17 protein-coding genes are annotated in these 22577 nt (G+C 48.2%); all 17 read right to left on the bottom strand.

Going from position 1 to position 22577, the window contains the following annotated elements; genetic code table 11:
• The 17 genes from J2Z18_RS14940 to J2Z18_RS14860 all read right to left on the bottom strand — a co-directional run bounded on the left by J2Z18_RS14940 (position 1) and on the right by J2Z18_RS14860 (position 22432).
• The gene (locus tag J2Z18_RS14940) at positions 1-1749 is read right to left on the bottom strand and encodes a sensor histidine kinase (RefSeq protein WP_210094918.1); all 1749 of its coding nucleotides are present in this window, start codon (positions 1747-1749) and stop codon (positions 1-3) included.
• 160 nt (positions 1750-1909) lie between these two features.
• Positions 1910-3214 carry an ABC transporter substrate-binding protein gene (locus J2Z18_RS14935; RefSeq protein ID WP_244869098.1) on the bottom strand — a complete coding sequence of 435 codons (1305 nt, stop codon included), beginning with the start codon at positions 3212-3214 and terminating at the stop codon, positions 1910-1912.
• Positions 3215-3517: 303 nt separating this feature from the next.
• The gene (locus J2Z18_RS14930; RefSeq protein ID WP_210094916.1) at positions 3518-4417 is read right to left on the bottom strand and encodes a carbohydrate ABC transporter permease; all 900 of its coding nucleotides are present in this window, start codon (positions 4415-4417) and stop codon (positions 3518-3520) included.
• A 19-nt stretch (positions 4418-4436) separates the two neighbouring features.
• Complete coding sequence (locus J2Z18_RS14925) at positions 4437-5363, bottom strand: ABC transporter permease (RefSeq protein WP_210094915.1); 927 nt, start codon at positions 5361-5363, stop codon at positions 4437-4439.
• Positions 5364-5559: 196 nt separating this feature from the next.
• Entirely contained in the window at positions 5560-6216 is a 657-nt protein-coding gene (locus tag J2Z18_RS14920) for a phosphatase PAP2 family protein (RefSeq protein WP_210094914.1), read from the bottom strand.
• Between the two features lie 390 nt (positions 6217-6606).
• Complete coding sequence (locus J2Z18_RS14915) at positions 6607-7572, bottom strand: ABC transporter ATP-binding protein (RefSeq protein ID WP_210094913.1); 966 nt, start codon at positions 7570-7572, stop codon at positions 6607-6609.
• On the bottom strand, positions 7569-8549 hold the full coding sequence (locus tag J2Z18_RS14910; protein WP_210094912.1) for an ABC transporter ATP-binding protein: 981 nt from the start codon (positions 8547-8549) through the stop codon (positions 7569-7571). The genes J2Z18_RS14915 and J2Z18_RS14910 overlap by 4 nt, the downstream gene beginning before the upstream one ends.
• A 7-nt stretch (positions 8550-8556) precedes the next feature.
• Positions 8557-9489, bottom strand: coding sequence for an oligopeptide ABC transporter permease (gene opp4C / locus J2Z18_RS14905; protein ID WP_210094911.1), 933 nt, complete (start codon positions 9487-9489; stop codon positions 8557-8559).
• Positions 9490-9507: 18 nt separating this feature from the next.
• Positions 9508-10461, bottom strand: coding sequence for an ABC transporter permease (locus J2Z18_RS14900; protein ID WP_210094910.1), 954 nt, complete (start codon positions 10459-10461; stop codon positions 9508-9510).
• 98 nt (positions 10462-10559) lie between these two features.
• Positions 10560-12314 (bottom strand): ABC transporter substrate-binding protein, encoded by a 1755-nt coding sequence (locus J2Z18_RS14895; protein ID WP_007131860.1) that lies wholly within the window; start codon positions 12312-12314, stop codon positions 10560-10562.
• Positions 12315-12718: 404 nt separating this feature from the next.
• Positions 12719-13639 carry an NAD(P)/FAD-dependent oxidoreductase gene (locus J2Z18_RS14890; protein ID WP_210094909.1) on the bottom strand — a complete coding sequence of 307 codons (921 nt, stop codon included), beginning with the start codon at positions 13637-13639 and terminating at the stop codon, positions 12719-12721.
• A 54-nt stretch (positions 13640-13693) separates the two neighbouring features.
• On the bottom strand, positions 13694-14173 hold the full coding sequence (locus J2Z18_RS14885) for an RrF2 family transcriptional regulator (protein WP_210094908.1): 480 nt from the start codon (positions 14171-14173) through the stop codon (positions 13694-13696).
• 246 nt (positions 14174-14419) lie between these two features.
• Positions 14420-15916, bottom strand: a complete 1497-nt coding sequence (locus J2Z18_RS14880; RefSeq protein WP_210094907.1) for a UDP-N-acetylmuramoyl-L-alanyl-D-glutamate--2,6-diaminopimelate ligase — start codon at positions 15914-15916, stop codon at positions 14420-14422.
• Between the two features lie 87 nt (positions 15917-16003).
• Positions 16004-17104: a GerAB/ArcD/ProY family transporter gene (locus J2Z18_RS14875; RefSeq protein ID WP_245256010.1), complete on the bottom strand. Its 1101-nt coding sequence runs from the start codon at positions 17102-17104 to the stop codon at positions 16004-16006.
• A gap of 41 nt (positions 17105-17145) precedes the next feature.
• Entirely contained in the window at positions 17146-18366 is a 1221-nt protein-coding gene (locus J2Z18_RS14870) for a Ger(x)C family spore germination protein (protein WP_210094906.1), read from the bottom strand.
• A 23-nt stretch (positions 18367-18389) separates the two neighbouring features.
• Positions 18390-19949: a spore germination protein gene (locus tag J2Z18_RS14865; RefSeq protein ID WP_210094905.1), complete on the bottom strand. Its 1560-nt coding sequence runs from the start codon at positions 19947-19949 to the stop codon at positions 18390-18392.
• Between the two features lie 197 nt (positions 19950-20146).
• Positions 20147-22432, bottom strand: a complete 2286-nt coding sequence (locus tag J2Z18_RS14860; protein WP_210094904.1) for a beta-glucosidase family protein — start codon at positions 22430-22432, stop codon at positions 20147-20149.
• Positions 22433-22577: the final 145 nt, after the last annotated feature.

Raw genomic sequence — 22577 nt, 5'->3', positions numbered from 1 at the left:
TCAATATGACGAAAACTGCTCTACCGTTCGGAAAGGAATGACAATCCGTACCCTTGCTCCGGAATCCGGCATATTATCGAACTCCAGTCGAGTCATTTGTCCAAAAATATGTTTAAGCCGATATTGCACATTGGTAATCCCTAGATGCTCTCCATTCTGATTCTCTAGGTAACTGCCCGACTGCAATTGCTGCAGCACTTCCCGAGAGAAGCCATTCCCGTTGTCTGAAATTACAATTTCCAATTGATGTTCCTCAAGCAAAGTAATACGGATGTCAATATGAAATGGATAATCCATGAAATCAAAGCCGTGTTTGATCGCATTTTCAATAAAAGGCTGAATTAAGAGCGGCGGAATTGCCGCTTGATTTGCACCCTCGGCAATATGTATTTCATAGCTGACTCGCGCCGGAAACCGGAGCTGCTGTATTTTAATATAGCTCTCCATATGCTCCATTTCTTCCGCGATGGTTACGGCGATTTGATTCGTTTTCGTTGTAAAACGGAAATACTTCACGAGATTCATGCACATGAGCTGGATCACGCTGTAATTTTTGATTTCAGCCAGATTGTAAACGATATTAATGGAATTCAGTAAGAAATGAGGGTTGATCTGAAGTTGCAAATGCTTGAGCTCTGCCTTATGCGCTTTGATCTGCTCTTCATATACGCTGATCTTCAGCTCATGAATCTGGGAGGCCATGCTGTTAAAAGTTTCATTAATGATGGTGAATTCCTTTGCTTTAGAAGAATGAAGCCGTGTAGTCCAATCCCCATGCTTGATCCTGCGCATTCCGCGTACAAGATCGTTCATAGGCTTCAGAATCGTCTCATTGAGATAAACCAAATAAATCACCAGAATAATTAACGCCACGATGGATATGATGATAATCCCTCTCCGGAAGTGAAATAGATTTTTCAGCATCTGCGATTCCGGAATGAAGGCGCTTAAAATGACATCGGTGCCCTGAATTTGATCCATGACCACGATGTATTTTCGATCATCCTTCCCCACCATTTGATACACTTGATTGGATTCGGAGGCGAGGGCAGTGTCCAGACGCTGCGTTCCAATAGCTGATGTGTTGGTTACCATTTCACCCCGCTTATTCACGAATCCGGCAAAGCCAGCTTCCAGATGGATCATATCCAGCGGTATCATCAAATTCTCCAGCTTTACGAATGCACCGAGATAAAAATCATCTCCCGTATCGACCAGTCTGATCAGCGCGTATTTATGCCGGCTATACTCAATGGCTTTCCATTCCCCGAAATAGCTGCTGTCCGGCTTTACTTGCTTAACCAGCTGTTCAATGGTTGTTTGGATGGACAGCAGCTCGTCATAGGACGAGGTCCTGATCGGCGTATAGAATAGATCCTGCTTCTGAACGGAGTAGATAAACTGAAGATCGACGCTGTTGTCGAACCGGTGGTATCGCGTAAGTGTGTTCAAAATTCTGGCCTTGGCAAGAAAGTACTCGTCAGGATCATCGAGAAGCTGCGAGAGTGCCGCAATATTAGGATCTTCAACCGCGATATTGTACAAGAAATTCGTTTCCTTGTTCAGAGCTGCCTCGATCTGATGCGAATAAAGGATCATCGAATTTTTATTGGAGTCCGCCACCTGTTCTCGAATCGTATTGGACGCGTAATGATTATTGTAGAGGAGGAGGGCGACAAGAGGTACGGCAATGGTGAAGAATCCGATGATCAACTTAAAACGAAGCGAGTCTCTAATGTTCAACATCATATACTACTCCTGCTCTATAAAAGGTTAGCAGAATGAGCTGCGTGATTCGACAAGTTCATTCTACACTTTGAGTATATTGATATACTGGTAAAAAAGGAATCCCATAAAGGACACACATCGATCGTCCCGGTCTGGAATCCCCCTTTTTCCTTAATCCCTATTACTTCTGAGTCTCAGCCCACTCAGCCAGTTGCCTTTCCACTTCGGCTTTCACTTTATCAAAGCCCGCGGACTTCCGTTTTTCTTTCCATTTGGCAATAATCTTCTCAGGATCAACGGCTCCCGATTTCAGCGTAGCCCCGAACTCTTTCTCGACATTCGCTAAGGATGCCATCTCTGATTTAACCGGCTCTTGATTAAAAGCAAACCCGAGCGCAATCGAATGCTCCGTACGTTCATTAAACTTCTTGAACTCTTCCCATTTATTCGGATCTTCATTTACCCATAAATAAGAATTGAACTGGTTCCCGAACATCCAGCCTCCCGGATTTGGGTAGCCTTGCGTGTCCGCATTCACACCCTCAGGATAATCAATCACATTATCGGATTTCTTGACATAATGTTTACCTTCGATACCCCAGTACAGCATATTGAGCAGCTTCGGATCACTGTATAGCAGATTCAAGAACATCATCGCTCTTGCCGGATCCTTAGAAGTACGCGATATTCCGAGCATCGCGCCCTGCGCGTCTCCTGTCGTTGTAAACGGCTCCGCCGTCTCTACCTGCACAACCTCTACACCCGATGATATGCTCATTTCCTTGTCTTTCCCTGGCTTTAAGGATTGGGCAACCGCAAAGGCTTTGCCTGCCTTGATCATATTCATCCCTTGGTCAGCGTCTGATGTAAGAATATCCTTATCAAACCAGCCGTTCTGATTCCACTGATGCATTCGTTTGTAGAAGTCGATGAATTTTGGGTCTTCCAGGGTATCAACGGCTTTCAATTCTTTACTTCCCCGTGGTACCGCGAGATTGGCCACGATGTAATCGTAATTGGCTGCATCCCAAATATTTGTGAATTTGCTTGAAACGATTGGAGTCACACCAGGCTCATTGTCCTTAATCGTCTTGAACATCGCTTCCATATCTTCCAGCGTCTTGACGCCACTAATATCGAACTTGTATTTATCTACCAGCTTCTTGTCTAGAAGGAACCCGAACCCCTGCCCGAATTCTTTCTTGGTGGGAAGTGCGTACAGCTTGCCTCCGATTCTGGATCCCTTGATAAATTCCTCGCCGAGGATGCCCGGAATATCTTTGCCATATTGGGCCATCAAATCATCGAGTTCCAGATACTGCCCTTTAGCAACATCCTTCGCATACGAGAACCAGCTGGCTGTGAACATCAGATCAAACGGTTCATTGGAGATTTTCATCAAATTGGTTTTATCATCCCATGAAGCCCACTCAATGGGTTTGAGCTCAATCGTAGCATTGATCTTTTCGGTCAGATATTTGCTCATTTCTTCCTGAACAAGCAGTAAATCTTTAGGAGCCGTTGCCGGGTAAACAAGCGTTATTTTATAAGGGCTAAGCGAGGAATCCGAATTATTTCCTGTTTGATCCGCTGGAGTCGGTGTGGTACCGGCAGCTCCCTTACTACAACCTGTTAATGCCAGTATTCCGCAAAGCATGAATATAAGCACTAGGTAATGCGCCTTTTTCATATCCCTGAATTCTCCTCTCAACATTTATCTTCTCTCAAAGAGCGTTATTAAAGTGCGAATCGCCTGCCCCACCTCCTCAATTGAACAGTGGTTTTAAAGCTAACCTTTCACGGCACCGGTTGTAATTCCGCTTATGTAATACTTCTGGAAGAACGGGTAGGCAAACATCAATGGAGCAATCCCAACAATGGCGAGGGCCATGCGGACCGTTTCTCTAGGCATGGTGGCGAGCAGTTCCCCGACCTGGGCCGAGCTATTGGATTTCATCAGAAGATACTGAATATTCGTGAGTGTCTTTGTCATCAGGTACTGGATGTTATACAACTCGGGTTTATCGATGAACAGCATACAGTTGTACCAGTCGTTCCAGTAAGCTAACGTGTTGAATAGGCCAATCGTCGCCATAATCGGCAAAGAAAGCGGAACAACGATTTTAAAGAAGATCTTCATTTCGCTTGCGCCGTCAATCGTCGCGGATTCAACCACGGATTCCGGAATGGACGAGGCGAAGAAGCTGCGCATAAGCAGTACATTGAAGGCACTTAACAGCAAGTTGGGAATGATCATGGCCATAATCGTATTTTTCAAATCAAACATGTTCACATAAGTGATATACCAAGGCACCATTCCTCCGCCGAACAGCATGGTGAAGAAAATATAAAACGAAAGGGTGCGGCGAAACGGAAGCTCGGGTCTGGATAACGGATAAGCGAACAGGGCTGTTATAAAGAGGCTTACGACAGTACCGACCAGGGTGGACAAGATCGTAACCCCATAAGCTTTCGCGATTTCCGAAAAATCGTTGAATAAAAATTGATAGGCTGCAAAGCTGATCTGACTTGGAAACAGCGAGTATCCGTTCTGCAGGATGGAATCCTCACTCGAAATGGACACCATAAAGACAAGAATGAACGGAATTAATGATACAAATGTAAATGCCAAAAAAAACAGGTGAATCGAGGATGCGCCGATCCATTTTTTTGCGCTCACTTCCTTCACTACATTGACCTCCCCTCTGTTAAAATAAAGCGTCTCGTTTATTAATCCGTCTTACGGCTGTATTCGCTACTAATATCAGTACAAAACAAACAACGGACTGATAGAATCCAGCTGCAGTTGACATGCCTATATCCCCCGATTGAATCATCGCACGATAGACAAAAGTATCAATGGTGTTCGTTGTCGGGATCAGAGCGCCAGTATTCATTGGAACCTGATAGAACAATCCGAAATCCGACCGCAGAATGCCGCTAACCGCAAGCAGGGTCATGGTGATGATAACAGGCAAAATTAGCGGGATGGTAATCCGGGACATCTGCTTCCACTTGCTTGCTCCGTCGATCGTGGCGGCTTCATAATATTCTTTGTCTATACCAATAATCGCAGCGAAGTAAATGATGGATAGATATCCTACGTTCTTCCATGCATTGACGATGACCAGTATGTATGGCCAATACTTGGGCTCACCATACCAAGAAACCGCCTCGGAACCAAACCAATTGATCAATAATCTGTTCACAAGGCCGCTATCTACATTTAGAAAGCTGTAGACCAGATAGGCAACCACGACCATAGAGATAATGTGCGGCAGCAGAAATGTGCTTTGATAGAATCGGCTGATCGCTCTATTCTTAATCTCATTAATCAGCAGCGCAACCAGAACCGCTAAGACCAGATTCAGCACAATAAAGACGAAATTGTAAAGGAAGGTATTCCTGGTAATGATGTAAGCATCCTGTGAGTTGAACAAAAATTTAAAATTATCAAATCCGGCCCATGCACTTCCCCAAATGCCATCGACATAATTGTAGTTCTTAAATGCTAGAATCACGCCGTACATCGGGATATAGTTGTTGATGAATAAATAGACGATCCCTGGCAACGTCATCAGCAGCAGCCATTTATACTTCTTCAAACTCTTCATAAAATGAGACGTGTCTCTCATGTTCCAACCCCTTTGTCACGACATGTAAACCTTTACATCCCCATTTTATAGCCATTTGATTTTGCCGGGCCACTATCTTCATGACTTTATGATGCAACGTTGGTGACTTTATCGTAAGGATCAAAAAGAAAGACGACTGCTTCGTGCAGTCGCCTGAGACTTACATTTACCATTTGATATATCTAGAAATAATTTATTAATCAGCCGTTAAATTTTGACGAACGACTTCTCCCTTGAACTTCGATTGCTGACCCAACGATAGCTTGCCTACCCCATACCATAGCAGCTCGACCACCGCGATGGCACCGGCGATGTCCAGAAGGACATGCTGCTTCACGAACAGGGTCGAAGCAATGATCATCCAGGCACATACTTTCACCGCTGTCCGTTCCCAATTAGGATAGGATGCACAAGCCATTGCACCCTTGATCATTAAATAACTGGTCAACACATGAATGCTGGGAAAGCAATTATAAGGATTATCGGTGCTGTACACCAGGTTCACTAAGCCTTCGAAAATCCCAGTCCCCATGGCGGTCGGACGCTCAACCGTCGTCTGGAACAGATAAAATATGATATAGCAAGCAACCAAACCGAGACACTGGGTTAGCAGCGTCCGGTAATATACACTACGCTCCCTGATACAGAGCATAAACAGAACGATGATGATGAATGGGTACCATATCAGATAAGGGATGATAAACATCGGCACAAACGGAATTTGGGCATCCAGATCCGTCATCAGGCTGTAAACCGGCAGATGCGCCTGGTTTAGTACAGCGTAAAAGATGTTCAGTACCGGAATGACCAGAATCCATAACATCGGGAGATAGGCTTTCACTTTCGAATTCACATGCTCCCTCCATTCTTCCGAGACACATCATTCTGATCCATGTATATGAAGCGGCAGCCTCTCGACATGACTCGTTGGTTTTTGATTTTTTTAGCCTTAAAACATTGAAAATCCATTCCTTGCACTCCTTATTTTCACAGTGAAGTTCATATTCTATCATGACGGACCGGATGTACAAAGTAAAAAACTGGTTAACGATGGAATCAAGCAGGAAGGTTACACGCAAAAAAACCGCGATGTTTCGCGGTTTTTTTGAATGAGCGCAAGCGAAAGGAGCATGCCCGTTCGTTGTTTCATTGGCTTTATCATTTCTTCGTGCTTCTATCGTCCGAAGCATTTATTCGTTTAACCATTAGTCAAAACAGAGATTGCCCGCAATCACCCCCCGTGTTACACCAAATGGCAGGCAACATAGTGATCGTCGCCGACAAGACGGAATTCGGGCACTAGCTCTTTGCACTGGGCTGTGGCAAGCGGACAGCGGGTATGAAACTTACAGCCTGAAGGCGGATTGGCCGGACTCGGAATATCGCCCTTGAGAACAATTCTCTCCCGCTTCAGTCTCGGCACCGGCACAGGAATTGCCGAGAGCAGCGCTTTCGTGTAGGGATGGAGCGGCCGGCTAAACAGTTCGTCCCGTGAAGCCATTTCCATCATCGAGCCGAGGTACATAACCCCAATCCGGTTGCACAAATGCTCGACTACGCTTAAGTCATGGGAAATGAACAAATAGGTCAATCCCCGGGTATGCTGAAGCTTCTGGAACAAATTAATGATTTGGGCTTGAATGGAGACATCGAGCGCCGAGACCGGCTCATCGGCAATAATAAAATCGGGGTTCAGCACCAGAGCCCGGGCGATGCCGAGCCGCTGCCGCTGTCCGCCGGAAAACTCATGGGGAAACCGGCTGTAATGATAGGAGGAAAGACCGCACGCCTCGAGCACATCGAGCACAACGTCGCGAAGCTCATCCTTCTCCGCCAAACCATGCTCCAGCAAGGATTCGCCAATGGCATCGCCAATACGGATGCGAGGGTTGAGCGAGCTGTACGGATCCTGGAATATCAGCTGCATCTTGGGTCTAAGCTTGCGGACCTCCGTTTTGGGCAGCCCGTGAAAGGGGATTCCCTTAAAAAGCACGTCCCCGCTCGTTTTCTCATGCAGCCGCAAAATGGTCCGTCCAACGGTGCTCTTGCCGCTCCCGGATTCGCCGACAAGACCGAAGGTCTCTCCCGGCTGGATCGTGAAGCTGATATCGTCCACGGCTTTAACGTAGCCGACCGTCCGGTTTAACAGCCCCGCGTTGATCGGAAAGTACTTTTTCAAACGGCGCACCTCAAGCAATGCTTCGCTCACGCTTCCGCCTCCTCTTCATACAGCCAACAGGCTGCTAAATGACCGGCTGCCACTTCGCTTAGCTTCGGCTGCCGGATTCGGCAGATCGGGATGCAGGATTCGCACCGATCATGGAAATAGCACGATTCCGTCAATTCAAGCGGACTCGGGACCTGCCCTGGTATCGAATACAGCTGTTCTGCTCGTTGACCGATGATCGGCTTTGATTTTAGCAGTCCCCGGGTATATGGATGCTTCGGCCGCTCGAACAGCTCCTCGACATCCCCTTCCTCAACGATCTTCCCGGCATACATGACAATCACATAGTCCGCCATCTCCGCCACCACGCCGAGGTCGTGCGTGATCAGCATGATCGACATATTGGATTGCTCCTTGCTTTGACGGAGCGTTTCAAGAACTTGAGCCTGGATCGTTACGTCCAGCGCCGTTGTCGGCTCGTCGGCAATCAGCAGCTTAGGGCCGCAGGAGATTGCGATCGCGATCATGATCCGCTGCAGCATGCCTCCCGACAATTGATGCGGGTATGAAGCCGCAATTTGTTCAGCCCTCGAAATGCCGACTAACTCAATCAGTTCCAGCGCCCGGGCATAAGCTTGCTTCTTGTTCAGCTTTTGATGAAGCATGAGCGGCTCCATAATTTGCCTGCCGATGGTGATGACCGGATTAAGGGAGGACATCGGTTCCTGAAAAATAATGGAGATGTCGTTGCCGCGGATGCGCCGCATCTCTTCTTTGCTGATCTTCAAGAGATCCTTGTCTCCGAACCGGATTTGACCGCCAACGACTTTCCCGTGAGGTTCATCCACCAACCCCATGATCGACATCGCCGTGATGCTCTTTCCGCAGCCGGATTCCCCCACGATGCATACCGTTTCCCCTTCACGGATGCGGAAGCTAATATCGTCAACCGCCTTGACCGTTCCTGCGCCGGATTCAAAATAAGTGCTTAAGTTATTAATCTCGATTAATGAATTCATCTTCCGTTCACCTGCTTGTATTCTGTTTAGGGTCGAGAACGTCTCGGAGCCCGTCGCCGAAAATATTGATGGCAATGACCGTCAAAAAGATGGCCAGTCCGGGAGGGATCCACAGCCAGGGCCGCTTCTCGAAATCGATCACATTGTTGGCCGCATCGATCATATTTCCCCAGGTCGGCGTCGGCGGCATAACCCCAAGCCCAAAAAAGCTGAGCGCGGACTCCGACAATATCGCCCCTCCAATGCTCAATGTAGCGATTACGATCAGCAGCGGAAATACATTGGGCAGCAAATGGCGAAACAGCTTCCGCTTATCGCTGAGGCCGAGCACGTCGGCAGCCTGCATATATTCCCGTTCCCTTAATGTCAGCATCTGGCTTCGGACAAGGCGCGCCACGCCCGGCCATCCGATAATGCTCAGCATCAGCATCACGAGATACAGCCGATAATCGGTCGGAATCTTCCAATCCGACATTAGTGCCCCCATGATGAAGAGGATCGGAAGTCCGGGGATCGTGAACAACAGGTCGGCAACCCGCATAATGATCTGATCCACAACGCCGCGGTAGTAACCCGAAACGATACCGAGAACCGTTCCAATGGTCATCGACAGCGCCATGGATGCGAGACCTACCGTAAGCGAAATCCTGCCGGCTTGCAGCAGCCTTGTGAGCACGTCTCTGCCGAGCAGATCCGTTCCCAGCCAGTGCTTGGCGCTCGGAGGCTGGTGCATATTGGCGGGGTTGATCTTGCCGTCTGCATAGGGCGAGAATAACGGGCCGATAAAACAGATCAGAAACATAAACGCGATAAAAGCGAAGCCGGCGACCGCCAGCTTGTTTTTGCGCAATTGGCGGATCGATTGCCGCCATAACGAATCGGATACATCCAGGGCGCGGATGGCTTTTTCCGGACGTCCTGCCGTCGTTGGAATAGACATGTGCAGCTCCTCCTTTCGCTAAAGCCTGACCCGAGGGTCGGAAGTATGATAGAGGATATCGGAGATGAATGTACCGACGACCGTCAAGATGGCCAGAAACATCGTAAAACCCATCAAGAGCGGATAATCCCGGACCGTAAACGACTGCATGTACAGCTGACCGATTCCCGGCCAGTTAAAAATCTTCTCGATAATGATGGAGCCCCCGAACAATCCTGGCAGCTCAAAGCCGATTAAAGTAATTGCAGGCAGCATCGCATTTTTCAACGCGTGTCGATAAAGAACCGTTCTCTCCTTCAACCCTTTGGCCCGGGCGGTACGGACATAATCCTGCTTAATGACTTCCAACATGTTGCTGCGGAAGTACCGGGTCAACGAGCCTACGCCGAGCAGCACCATGACGGCAACCGGAAGCAGCATATGATGCAGAACCTGGGCGACATATTCCCAGCCTACGGCACGGCTGCCGGTCGTAATCATTCCTCCCGGCGGAAGGATTTTCAAATCGACGGCAAACACTTTGATCAGGAACAGCCCGATAAAGAACGAAGGAATGGACATAGCGGCGAATATGCCGACCATAACCAGCGTATCGAGCAGCGAATACTGTTTGTAGGCCGTCAGTACGCCGACGACAACGGCAAAGAACCAGGTAAAGAACGTTGAGACCACCGCTAGCAAAAAGGAATTCCATATGTAATCCTGAAACAGATCGAGGACCGGACGCTGCTGTGCCAGGGAATATCCGAAATCGCCTTTGAACATATTGGCCATCCAATTTACGTATCGCTCGAGAATCGGTTTGTTCAGCCCATGTATCTCCCTAAGCTCTGCCTTGCGCTCCTCGCTTAAGCTCAAATTGTTGTCGACGTAATCGCCGGGCGTTAAAGAATACAGGAAAAAGATCAACAAGGACGCGCCAATCAAAATTAAGAGCATATATAAACATCTTCGGAGCAAATAGGTTCTCATGTTCTCTCCTTCAATCAAGCATCTCCGGCCTGAAAAGCTCAGGCTGGAGATGTCTTTGTTATCAAGCGGTTCACAGCCACTTGCTGGCTGAAGCGTACTTATTTAAGCTCCCAGTCGGGCAAGCTGTGGGCGATCCCCGCCAGCGGGTTTAGCTCGAACCCGTCAATGCGGCCATTGATGGCAATCACCGATTTGGTATAGTTGGTAAACATGATCGGCAGCTCATCGTTAAGAATTTTGAACATTTCGTGGTAAATCTTTTTGCGCTCCTCTATGTCGTCTGTTGCTAAACCTTTCGCATAAAGCTCGTCGATTTGAGGATTGTTATAGCCTTTTGTCTCCCCTTTAATAAAGCTGCTAACGCCCTGGGAAGGATCACTGATAATCGTCGTAGAGAATGAGGCCATGTCAAAATCCCCGCCGTTCACCTTTGAAACGAGCGTATTGAAATCAGGGAACTGCTCAGGGATAAAATCGACGCCGATTTCCTTGTAGTTCTCCTTGGCAACGGCGATAAAAATATCCGTATTCGGGCTCTTCGATCCCAGATAGTTGATCTGCAGCTTCTTCCCGTCCTTCTCGCGGATGCCGTCCGCACCGACCTTCCAGCCGGCTTCATCTAACAATTGCTTTGCTTTTTCCGGATCGTACGGGTAGGGATTAATCCCTTCTTCTGTATAGGACCACAGGATTGGAGAGGATGGAATATTGGCAAGCGATCCTGCACCTTGCCTGGAATCGACATAGATCAGCTGGCGGTTCAGCCCGTAAGTCAAGGCTTGGCGGACGCGCTTGTCTTTCAGATGGTCCCTCTCCAAATTGAATTGATTGTATCCGTAATTGCTCGCTGTGCTTGGGATCAAATTCAAGAAGCCGAGGCCCTTTAGCTTCTCGATATTATCCGTCGTAGCGGAGAAGCTGCCGTAATCGACCTCTCCCGTTTCAATAAACTGCCAAGTGTCTCCTTCGGTCGTCTTATAGATGAAATACTCCGTCTTCGGCTTTCCGAAAATATAGTGTTCGTTCGCAACAAAACGCACTTCTTGGCCGGGAATGAACTTCTCCAGCTTGTATGGCCCGTTCGTGATCGGGTTGGCGTGCAGGTTTTTAATGTAATCCAGATTGCCGAACTTATAGTCCTTTCCATAGTAGGCTTTGGATAAGATCGGGCCGCCCAGCACCGTCAGTGCAGTCGCATTGGTCTCTTCCAGCGTCACGGATATTGTCTTCTCATCGATCACATGAATACCTTCGATGGAATCGGCCTTACCTTCCTTGTATGCTTTCCCGCCTTTGATGTTGGTTTCCACTACGCTGTTGAGGCCGTCGTAGGATGGATCGTGAAGCAAGGTCCACGTAAATTCGACGTCCTCTGTCGTCATTGGCGATCCATCACTGTACTTCAAACCCTCGCGAAGAAAGAACGTATAAGTCAGCTTATCTTCGGAAACCTCCCATTTCTCGGCGAGTCCCGGGACCGGCAAGCCGTTCGTATCGACCCTGACCAGCGGGGTATATAGCACGGAGTTCACATTGCCGTCATATCCCACCTGTGTAAAATATGGAGTAAACGCACCGCTCGGGTTCGTCAAGGTGACGATAATCGCATCATTTCGCTGCTTGGCTCGATCCGGTAGTTTGGACAAATCCTGTGCAGGCAATGGCTCTTGAAGTAAATGTTCTCCCGTTCCTTGATTCGCTTGCGATGACGATTCATTCGCGGAAGGGGTCGATGAGGGAGTAGACGCAGCCTCCGTCTGCGTGCTTTGCGGGCTGGAGGAGCATGCCGCCAGAACGACGGATAGCGCCAATAACCAAAGCACTATCAACCCTGAATACCGTTGTTTTCTCATATAAACCACCCTTTTCATGTTTATAAAGTCCCTTGGTATTGGTATCAAACCAATTTCAATCATCGTTTCAGGATAATTTTTCTATATACTGCTGCATCTTTTTTAACTCCATTATGTATTCTTCTTCACGCTCTTCTCGAAGTAAGCCCCCTCTCCTCTTATACGTGAAAAACAAAAAAACGCAGGAATTAGCTGAAATGCTGCAGCTCTCCTACGTCTCCAATGGTATGGTCGACTTTATGTTTTTCAACTGTGTAATTTAATAATTCCAATTGGAATTATCGGACTTTTTCGTAGCTTATCATTACCTGTTAAGGATTGTCAATAGGATGTTTTGTAGCACGATTCTCACCCGTCGGTTCTGTTGTTCATTATAGCAATGGAACATACCGATTAGTATGGCATCAGCCATTCCTTCTCCAAGCCTCCAAATTCATCTCGTTGTTCATAGCCGCTGCAACAAAGGCTCCCATGGAGGCTGCAGCAACCGCTTGGTGAAGCCGGGATGCCGCATCCCCTGCGCTATAAACGCCCGGGACACTTGTCTTCCCAAAGTCATCCACGACAACGGCCCCCATCTCTGTCATGCTGCATCCCATGGCTTGCGGAAGATCCGAGCCCGTGACAAGCGTCGGTTTGAAGAATATTCCCCTGCATGGAATGGACGTCCCATCTTCGAGAACGACTTGCCGCACGATTCCCTCGCTTGAGTCAATGAACCGAATCGGTGAGTCGAACACAGGTACTTGATGCTGCTGCATCTCTTCGCGTTGGTCATCGGTCAGCTCATCGGGGCCATTCGTGCAGATGGTAAACTGCTTGGTCCATCCGGATATTAACGGAGCCAAGTGCATGGCATCTGCTCCTTTGGCAATGATGACTAGCGGCTGGTCTCTTAACTCCCATCCGTCGCAGTATGGGCATACAAACGCGCTTTTCCCATAAGCCTCTGCCAGTCCCGGAATATCGAGCGGCTGATCCTTCATTCCAACGGCAAACAGCACTTTTTTGCTGGTAATGGTGTTCCCTTGGGCAGTTGTAATTTGAAAATGACCATCCGAGCCCGTAATCGCAACGGCCGCATCCCCCACGAAAGTTACGGAAGGATAGCTGCTGATCTCTTCCTTGGCAATTCGCCGGAATTCGCCAGGGCTGATGCCATCGCGTGTAAGAAATCCGTGGGTCGCACGGGTCACGGCGTTGCGGGGACGACCTTCATCGATCACCACTACATTTTTCCTTGCCCGTCCCAGTACGAGCGCAGCATTCAATCCTGCCGGGCCGCCGCCAATAATCGCTACATCAAGAAACTGTTTTGTTGTCATTTTTAATTACCTCCATAGATCTGTAATGTCCATAATTAAGCCGCAAGAAGTGGTTCACTTCTTGTGCGATTCATGGCTGCGGTGCTTGAGAGCCTCATCCAGTACCGTTTGAATCGTATGCTCCCGTAAGTATTGGTGCAGATGCTCCTCAGCGCCTTCCATCACCTTCTCCACCAGACATCCGTTTCTCGCTGGTTGTTCCTGCTGTGCAGCTCCCTCTTGAGCTAACAACTGATGCTGCCGCGAATTCATATTCGAGCATTCAAACAACTGCTGTCGTCCTTCGATTACTTGGATCACATCAAGAAATGTAATCTGATCGGCGGGTCTGGCAAGCTCGTAGCCGCCGTTCACCCCAGGGACGGCACGGACGATTCCATCCTGTCTTAGCTTGGACATAATCTTGGACAAGTAGCTTTCGGAAACCCCAAGCGTTGCGGATAATTCCTTGATTCCGACGTTGGTGTCGCGCTCCGGAAGACCCAAATGAATTAATGCGTGCAGGGCGTAGTCCGTACTTTTGGAGAACTGCATTTTGTCTACCCTCCCTTCCTCTTATTATCACAATTATGGACCTGTGAAGTCTATGATAAATGATTCTACATCAATTTGCAACAAACAAATGATGCGGGGCGCCTAGCTTTGCTTCTCTATTAGCCATTGAATTAAAGGGGCCGCCTTTGAAATGATGGAATCCGGGTCATGGGTCATTATAAGCTGTGGATAAGAATCAAAAAGCCCCTATCAGCGCTTTGGATAGGGACCTTGATATGTTATATGCTAATGATTCCGGTTACGAATCGCAGCCTTGGCCTCTTCCCGATCATCGAAATGGATCGTTTGGTCGTTCAGGATTTGATACGTTTCATGGCCTTTCCCCGCGATGATGACGATATCTCCGGAGCGTGCCATATTCACTGCCCGAATGATCGCTTGCCGCCGATCGGCAATCATTTCATAGGATTCGGACGACATCCCGTACTCCAGCACGCCAAGCTCAATATCTTTAAGGATTCCGTGCGGGTCTTCCGTACGAGGATTATCGGAAGTGATGATTACATGATCACTGTGCTTCGCCGCCAATATCCCCATCGCGGGACGTTTGGTTCGATCCCTGTCCCCGCCGCATCCGAACACGGTGATGATCCTCTGATCCGCAAATTCACGTAAGGTGGACAGTGCATTGTCCAAGCTATCCGGAGTATGAGCGTAGTCAACAAGCACAAGATAATCCTGCTGTTCATCGATGACTTCCATTCGGCCGGAAACGTTGCTCAAACCGTGCAGCCCTAGTTGAATGACATCAAATGGAACTTGTTCTGCAAGAGCTGCAGCTATAGCAGCAAGCGCATTATACACATTAAACATGCCAACCTGTCTCAGCTCGATCTCGGCAACTCCCGCAAACGATTCAACTGTAAATTTCGTTCCTTTCGGGGTCAACTTCATATCTTTAGCCATGACATTTGCAGGGTTTTTAATCCCGTATGTAATAATCTGTGCGGCGGTTATCCCACTAAGATATCGGGAAGCCTCGTCATCCGCGTTTAAAATGGCATATTTTCGTTTGGCGGGATCCGGAGCGAACGAATTGCCTAAACCGGAAAACAACATGCCTTTTGCCGCAAGGTAATCTTCCTTTGTTTTGTGATAATCCAGATGGTCATGCGTTAAATTAGTAAACACAGCGGTTCTAAAATCGCAACCGAGCACTCTTCCCATATGCAGACCTTGGGAACTCACTTCCATGACGCAATAATCGGTTGATTGCTCCTTCATCTTTCGTAAATTCGATTGCAGAATGGGAGGGTCCTGCGTGTTGATGTCGGTTTTAAACATCTTCGAACCGATCTTCGTGCCGATATTTCCCATTAACCCTGTACGGAAACCGGCTTGTGCAAGAATCGACTCTATCATATAGCTTGTGGTTGTCTTTCCTTTAGTTCCCGTTACCCCGATCAGCTTAAGATTATAGCTTGGATACCCGTAAAAATGAGTCGACAGCAGGGCTAACGCATATCTGGCATTCGGCACCTTAATTGTCGGTACAGACGATTCAACATCACGTTCGACAACGATTGCAGCTGCGCCCTTTTTTACCGCATCTTCTACATACTGATGTCGGTCTTCCTGTAATCCCGGAATCCCCGGTATACAAACAAACAGCTCCCCAGGCTGCAAATCTTTCGAATTCATGCTGATCCCCGTGATGTCAACGTCAGCATTCCCTTGGATTTGAGCAATGGCCAAATGTTCAATCAGCTCGGTTAATTTCAAGAAGGTCCCTCCTACCGCCATAAGATGTCGTTCGACTCCATTATAATATTCCCGGCACTGAAATAACATCTTTTTCCATGGTCTCATTCATTGACGCTGCTTCGTCCACATGCTTCGAATCCATATCACAAGCACAAGAATCAGCGGCAAGGCAATTTGAAAGATCGGAGTTACGTAGGTAACGACAACCTTAATGCCGAGCCAAATATGGTGAGGATAATTGGGGGATATAAACGCTAACGCAAATATGACTACAGCAACGACGACCGTCCACATTTTATAAGATAGCCCTGTAATTTTATGAAGCCCCATGGCGGCTCCCATGAAAAATGCAGCCATTTTTGTACCCAAACCGAGAACTAACACGATCACAAATAGAACATCGAACCGTTCAAAGGCTTCAGCAATATCTATAAGCTGAACCACCTGCAGAAGCGGCAGCGTGCTGTTTGCTGCTTGAGTCGGGCCTAATACGAGGATATTGATTTGATTAATCATAATTAAGCAAATCGCCGTAATTACGTAAGTAATGATCACGCTCCGACTCAATTTTTCCTTTTTCTTGACTAGAGGAAAAAAGAGCAAAAACAATAACGTTTGCCCGAACGGAAAGGATACGATTTCCGGGACGGCGGCCGTCCAGGCAGGACGGAATCCCTCTTCCAGAATAGGCAGCATCAGCTCAAATTGAATCAGCCCCGAAGAAACAAGCAGCGTATAAATCGTGAAGTAGCTCAAAATAATGATGGGCAAAAAACCCGCGCACATCCAAATCACCACTTTGGGGCCATATCTTACGGTATTAGCCACCACGATAATTGCCGTCAACATGATAAACATTAGCGGCGTTCGGTCTAGTAACGTTAATAGCGTGAGTTCGCCCAGATCCCTTAAATTACGGGAGGCTTCATATGCAAAATAACCGGCAAAGCTTAGGTTAACCGCAGAGCCGATGATTTTGCCAAAATACTTTCTGCACAAGCCATATAAATCAAGCCCAGGATTGGACCGGTAGATTAACAGATACATGGCCAGCAGGAGCAATCCGATCAAAGCGGCAATGCCCATGGCGATCCATGCATCCCGTTTCGCTTCAGCCCCCAAGAAGAACAACGTCGTGCTTCCGACTTCAAATACCGCTAGAAAACATACCAAATCGGTAACTCGTATGGATTGTTTCATCTCCATGGTTCCCTTCTTGTTTCAGCATCCATTTAAATATGAAGCGGCTAGCCTCCATCCGGTTTGAACGTCTTTTGAGACATGCCTGTCTGACCAATGGTAACGTTAACTTGCAGAACAAGCCTGGTGGACTGCATTCCTTCCTTCTCCCATTGATCCTTGATTTTACTCCATTCCTTCGGATATTTGCGATGGATTTGATCTGCAAAATGAGGCAGGTCGGCTTGAAGCCTTTTGGAGGCTTCCCACCCCTTGCTCATGTAATCCTTAATCACCTCCTCAATCTCTTTTTCCGCAGCGCGCAGATTGGATAAATTCGCCAGATTTTCAGGACAGTTGGACTCGCTGATCCTGCCTTTTGCTTTAACGGAGACCAACATTGTAAACCCATCCGCTTCTTTACGGACTCGGGTTTTGGTTTTCGCGGAAAACGTTTGAAAGGAGAATTTCTCAGTTCCTTTATTGGAGCCTGGGCAGGTTATGGATAATGCACTGATTCGGATTTTGTCCGTTAACCAAGATATTCCGATGCTCTCATTGCGCGTTAACGTCCCGACGCTCCGGTCTTTTCGAAAGACGGCCAATTCTGTAATTCTGACCTTGGCGGGAGTAGAGGTTTTATGCAGCTGATCCATCGATTCGATCCTTGACTGCGACTCCCCAACCACTTCAACCTGAGGAACACCGGCTACACCGGATTGAGAATCCAGACTCCGTGTCAGCTCATACATCTTAATCGATGGGAAATTACTGTTGAAATGATCCGTTTGCCTTGAGATATGAGCCATTGCAGTGCCTGGAAGACGTTCCGGTGGAATAAGCTGCTTAAGCATTTCACTTGCCTGCCCTTCCGTTATCATCACGCTGACATTCTCTCGTAAGTAGGTATTTCTCCAGTAAAAATCTATAACATCTGTAATGCTCTTCCTTGCTGCCTCTTTGCCGAGAACGAGAACATCTGCATGAGGAAAATACAATCGTCTGGGAGATTCTGTGTAACTTACATCAATCGCTTCCCGAAGCGTTGGGCCTTCGGAGGAAAATACATGGACGGGTGACTCTCCTCCGCCCGCTTTACTAGCTCCGCCGGTTCCGGCTGAAATCGCCGAGGGGTTGATGAACTGGTAGGTTACGATCCAGCCTTCTTCGCTTCGGTCTATGCAAAGAGCGGAAATCAAGCCGATTTCATTTAATTCCGTTCGATTCCAACATCCTGTCAGCAATAACGCCAGAACGAGCGGGATCGAGCATAAACCGAATCTACGCATAATGCACCTCACTTTCGTACGGTTCACTTCTTCCCCTGTTGCGGTCGGTTCATTCCCTGCCTGACCATATTTCGTCGATTCATATCTTGGGGTCTTGTCTTAAGGAATGGCCATGGCAAACGAACAAACAGGTCTCTCAAATCGGCGAAGCGCAGAGGGGTAACCGGCGAAAGATAAGGAACGCCAAATGAAGTCAAGGAAACCAGGTGAGCATAGATAGGGATGATCCCTGCCAAAATCCCGTATAAACCGAAGGTGCCTGCCAGCAGCATCAACACAAAACGAATGATTCGGATGGCAGCTGCCATGCTAAATGCCGGTATAGCAAAGTTGGCAATCGCTGTAAAAGAAACCACGATGACCATCGCCCCCGATACGAGTCCCGCCTGTACAGCGGCCTGGCCCAAAACAAGTGCTCCTACGATAGAAATAGCCGGTCCGATCACCCTGGGCATCCGCACGCCCGCTTCACGAATAATTTCAAACGTAATCTCCATCATGAACGCTTCCATGAGTGCGGGCAGCGGCGTTCCTTCCCTTTGCGCTGCCAGGCTGATCAATAATGTTGTCGGAATCATCTCCTGATGAAAAGTTGAAATCGCAATATACAGTGACGGTAACAGCAAGGATATGACAAAGGAGAAAAAACGGATTCCGCGTAAAAAAGTGGAGAGATCATACCGTTGATAATAATCCTCGCTGGAATGGAGGAACCTAAAAAAGGTGACTGGAGCCAGCAACACAAAGGGCGTGCCATCCACCAGAATAACCACTTGTCCTTCCAGCAGACCTCCGGCTACCGCATCGGGACGCTCCGTATTGATCAGTGTTGGGAACGGGGAGAGCGTATTATCTTGTATAAACTCCTCAATATACCCGCTTTCCAGAACGCTATCGGTTTCTATGCTTTGCAATCGAGCCCTGATCTCTGATACCACGCTTTCATCAGCAATTCCCTCGATATACGCCATGATGACTTTGGTATTGGTATAACTGCCGATTACCATCGATTGAACCCGTAAGCTCGGCGTTCGAAGCCTTCTCCGGATGAGGGACAGGTTCGTCGAAATATCCTCTGTAAATCCGTCTTTAGGTCCCCGAATGACGGTTTGTGAACTCGGCTCTTCGATCGAGCGCTTCTCCAGGCTTTCGATCGAAGCAGAGAAGGCTTCTTTCATACCATCTGCTAATATGACAGCCTTCCCATCCAAAACAGCCGAAATGATGGATTGGGTTGTATGTAATTTGCTAATTGGGCCTGCTGGCAATATTTTATTCAGTAAGGATTCGATACCTGGCATTTGATCAGCTTCTAGCGTTACGGTTAACCAAGATTCCAGAATCCGATTAAGCAGATTCGTATCAACCAGCCCTTCAATATAGCAAATAGCAATCTCCGGAAGATCCTCTCGCCCTGATATTTTTCTAACCATAAAGTCCGTACTGTTCCCCATGATATGAGTTAAGGTTTGAATGGACTCTTGAAGAGTCATGCGGATCTCAATTGGTGCGTCGGTTCTAGTCTGTGTCGAATTCTTCGGACGGCTTCGTTTTAGCGCTTTTTTTAGTAACCGGCCCAGCATGACAGTCCCTCCCTTAACTTTATCCAGTATTATGGGAACTTGCCGGCTAAATTATTCTTCATCCAAGTCCTTCATCTTGGCGAGAATCAGTAATGATGGCCGGTTGCCTCCATGATAAAAAGAAGGATGTCATGTGATGACATCCTCTTAAACGAATTGCCTATATAGTTTTTGACAGCATGAGGAAGTTATAAGAGTTACGCTTGCTGCTTCTGGAGCCGTTTCTCGTTAACACGTCCGATAAGCTCGCTGACGATCTCATCCGGAGACCGCTCCATCATCCAGCTTTGCCCGAACATCTGGAAGATTTTAATGACCGGGAAGTCCTCCCAAAATCCCAGGAACTCATCTTGGAGAGATACTTTGTCCTTCACGTGCTTGTTCATTTCATTGATGCACTCTTCCAATACGTCCTTTGCGATCGGGTCGCTCACCCATTCATTGAGCAGGCTGAATTTATGGAACGTGATTTCTTCCTTGCCGAAGTCGCAGAACAGTCGGTTCGTCACTCGGATATCACGGGACGAGCTGCCTGCGCGGAGTTGGAAATATCCGCTTTCTGCTACCCAGCGATTGTATTTCGTGTTGTAATAGGCAAAATCTCTTTCTTCAAGCTCAAAGACGATCTTCCGCTTCTCGCCCGGCGCGAGCTCGATTTTTGCAAAAGCTTTAAGCTCCTTTTCGGGACGCACCCATTTGCATTCCTCATCGTGCACATACAACTGAACGGTTTCCTTCCCGGTGCGCTTTCCGGTATTCTCTACTTGGAGGGAAACGGTAACTCCCTTCTCATGCTGTGCCGCTTCAAGATCCGTGTACTTAAATGTCGTGTACGACAAGCCATGTCCGAACGGAAATTGCGGAGCCATCTCCTTCCGGTCGTAGTAACGATAGCCGATAAACAGTCCTTCACGATAATACAGCTTGCCGTTTTCTCCCTGAATCCGCATATGCGATGGATTATCCGACAGCTTGACCGGGAAGGTCTCGGACAGCTTGCCGGAAGGGTTTGTGTGCCCGAACAGGATTTCGGCAATGGCTCTGCCCATCCCCTGCCCCGTCAACCAGGAATGGATGACCCCGGGCACATGCTGCACCCATGGATGCATCGCCAGCGCGTTCCCGCTGCTTGTTACCACAACGCAGTTCGGCTGAACGGCTGCAACGGCTTGAATGAGCTTCACTTGATGCTCAGGAAGGTTAATTCCCTTCAAATCATGCATCTCGGATTCCGCATATTCCGGCTGGCCGACGAACAATACGGCTAGATCGGATGTCGCCGCCAACGACGCGCTCTCCTTAATCAGGTCCTCGCGAATGGAGTCATCAGCGGGGTATCCCTCTGCATAGCTTAGCGTAACCGTCTCTCCCGCCAGCTCCTTGATTTCATCCCATGGAATATCGACCCGCGTTGGCGTGACTTCGGCGCTGCCTGCCCCTTGAATTCTTGGCTTCTTGGCAAAACGTCCGATGATTGCAATCGATGGCGTGGATTCAGGCTGAATAGGGAGAATGCCATTCTCGTTCTTAAGCAGCACGATGCTTTCGGCTGCTGCTTTTCTCGCAAGAGCGTGATAGTCTTGATCAGCACCGGAGGCATTTTCTTTCGGGGCTGTCACTCGCTCTACAAGCTTTAGAATACGGGCAACGCTCTGATTGAGCTTCTCTTCGGAGAGTTCTCCGCGCTCCACAGCCTCCACAATTGCCTTTGTATTGTAGTGAGCCGGCCCTGGCATTTCAAGATCAAGGCCAGCCTTTAGCCCGCGAATCCGGTCATTGACGGCAGTCCAGTCCGACAGCACGACACCTTCGTAGCCCCACTCTTCTCTCAATATATCATGGAGCAAATGCTCGTTCTCGCTTGTATAACTGCCATTGAGCAAATTATATGAGCACATGACGGTCCATGGATCCGATTTCTTAATGATCCGTTCGAAGGCGCTAAGATAAATTTCGCGGAGCGTCCGTTCGTCGACCTCCGATCTCGTGACCATTTTCTCGTTCTCCTGATTGTTGCAAGCGAAATGCTTGAGGGAAGCCCCCACGCCTTCGCTTTGGAGCCCGTTAATGAAGGCTGCGCCAAGCTCGCCTGTTAAGCAAGGGTCCTCCGAGTAATACTCGAAGTTTCTGCCGCCAAGCGGCGTCCGTTTCATGTTAATGCCCGGTCCGAGCAGCAGCTCCACGCCCATTTCCTTGGATTCCTGTCCAAGCGCTACCCCGACTTCATGCAGCAGCTCGGTGTTCCAGGAGGAGCCGATGGCCGAACCGGTAGGATAGCAGGTTGCCGGAACATTCTCGGACGTAATGCCCATTTCTTCATCGCTGTTCGTTTTCCGGATCCCGTTGGTTCCGTCATACATATGCACAGCTGGAATGTTCAATCGCTCGATGCCTTTGGTCATCCACATATTCAATCCCGCACAGAGGGATGCTTTTTCCGTGAGCGTCATTTCTTGAATTAATTCATGAATTGATCGGTTCATTTGGTATCCATCCTTTATATATGACTTGTTGAGCTTGCTTCCCGCTCTTTCTTGAGTTCTTGCGCATCATACAGCTTGAAGAACGGAAACCATACCGCGAATACAATCAATAAGACAACGGCCAGAAGAACAAGACCGCCGAGTC

The sequence above is a fragment of the Paenibacillus lactis genome (assembly GCF_017873605.1).
Taxonomy (GTDB): domain Bacteria; phylum Bacillota; class Bacilli; order Paenibacillales; family Paenibacillaceae; genus Paenibacillus_AQ; species Paenibacillus_AQ lactis.
The sequence above is the reverse complement of the archived record's forward strand: the minus strand, read 5'-3'. Positions and strand labels throughout refer to the sequence as shown.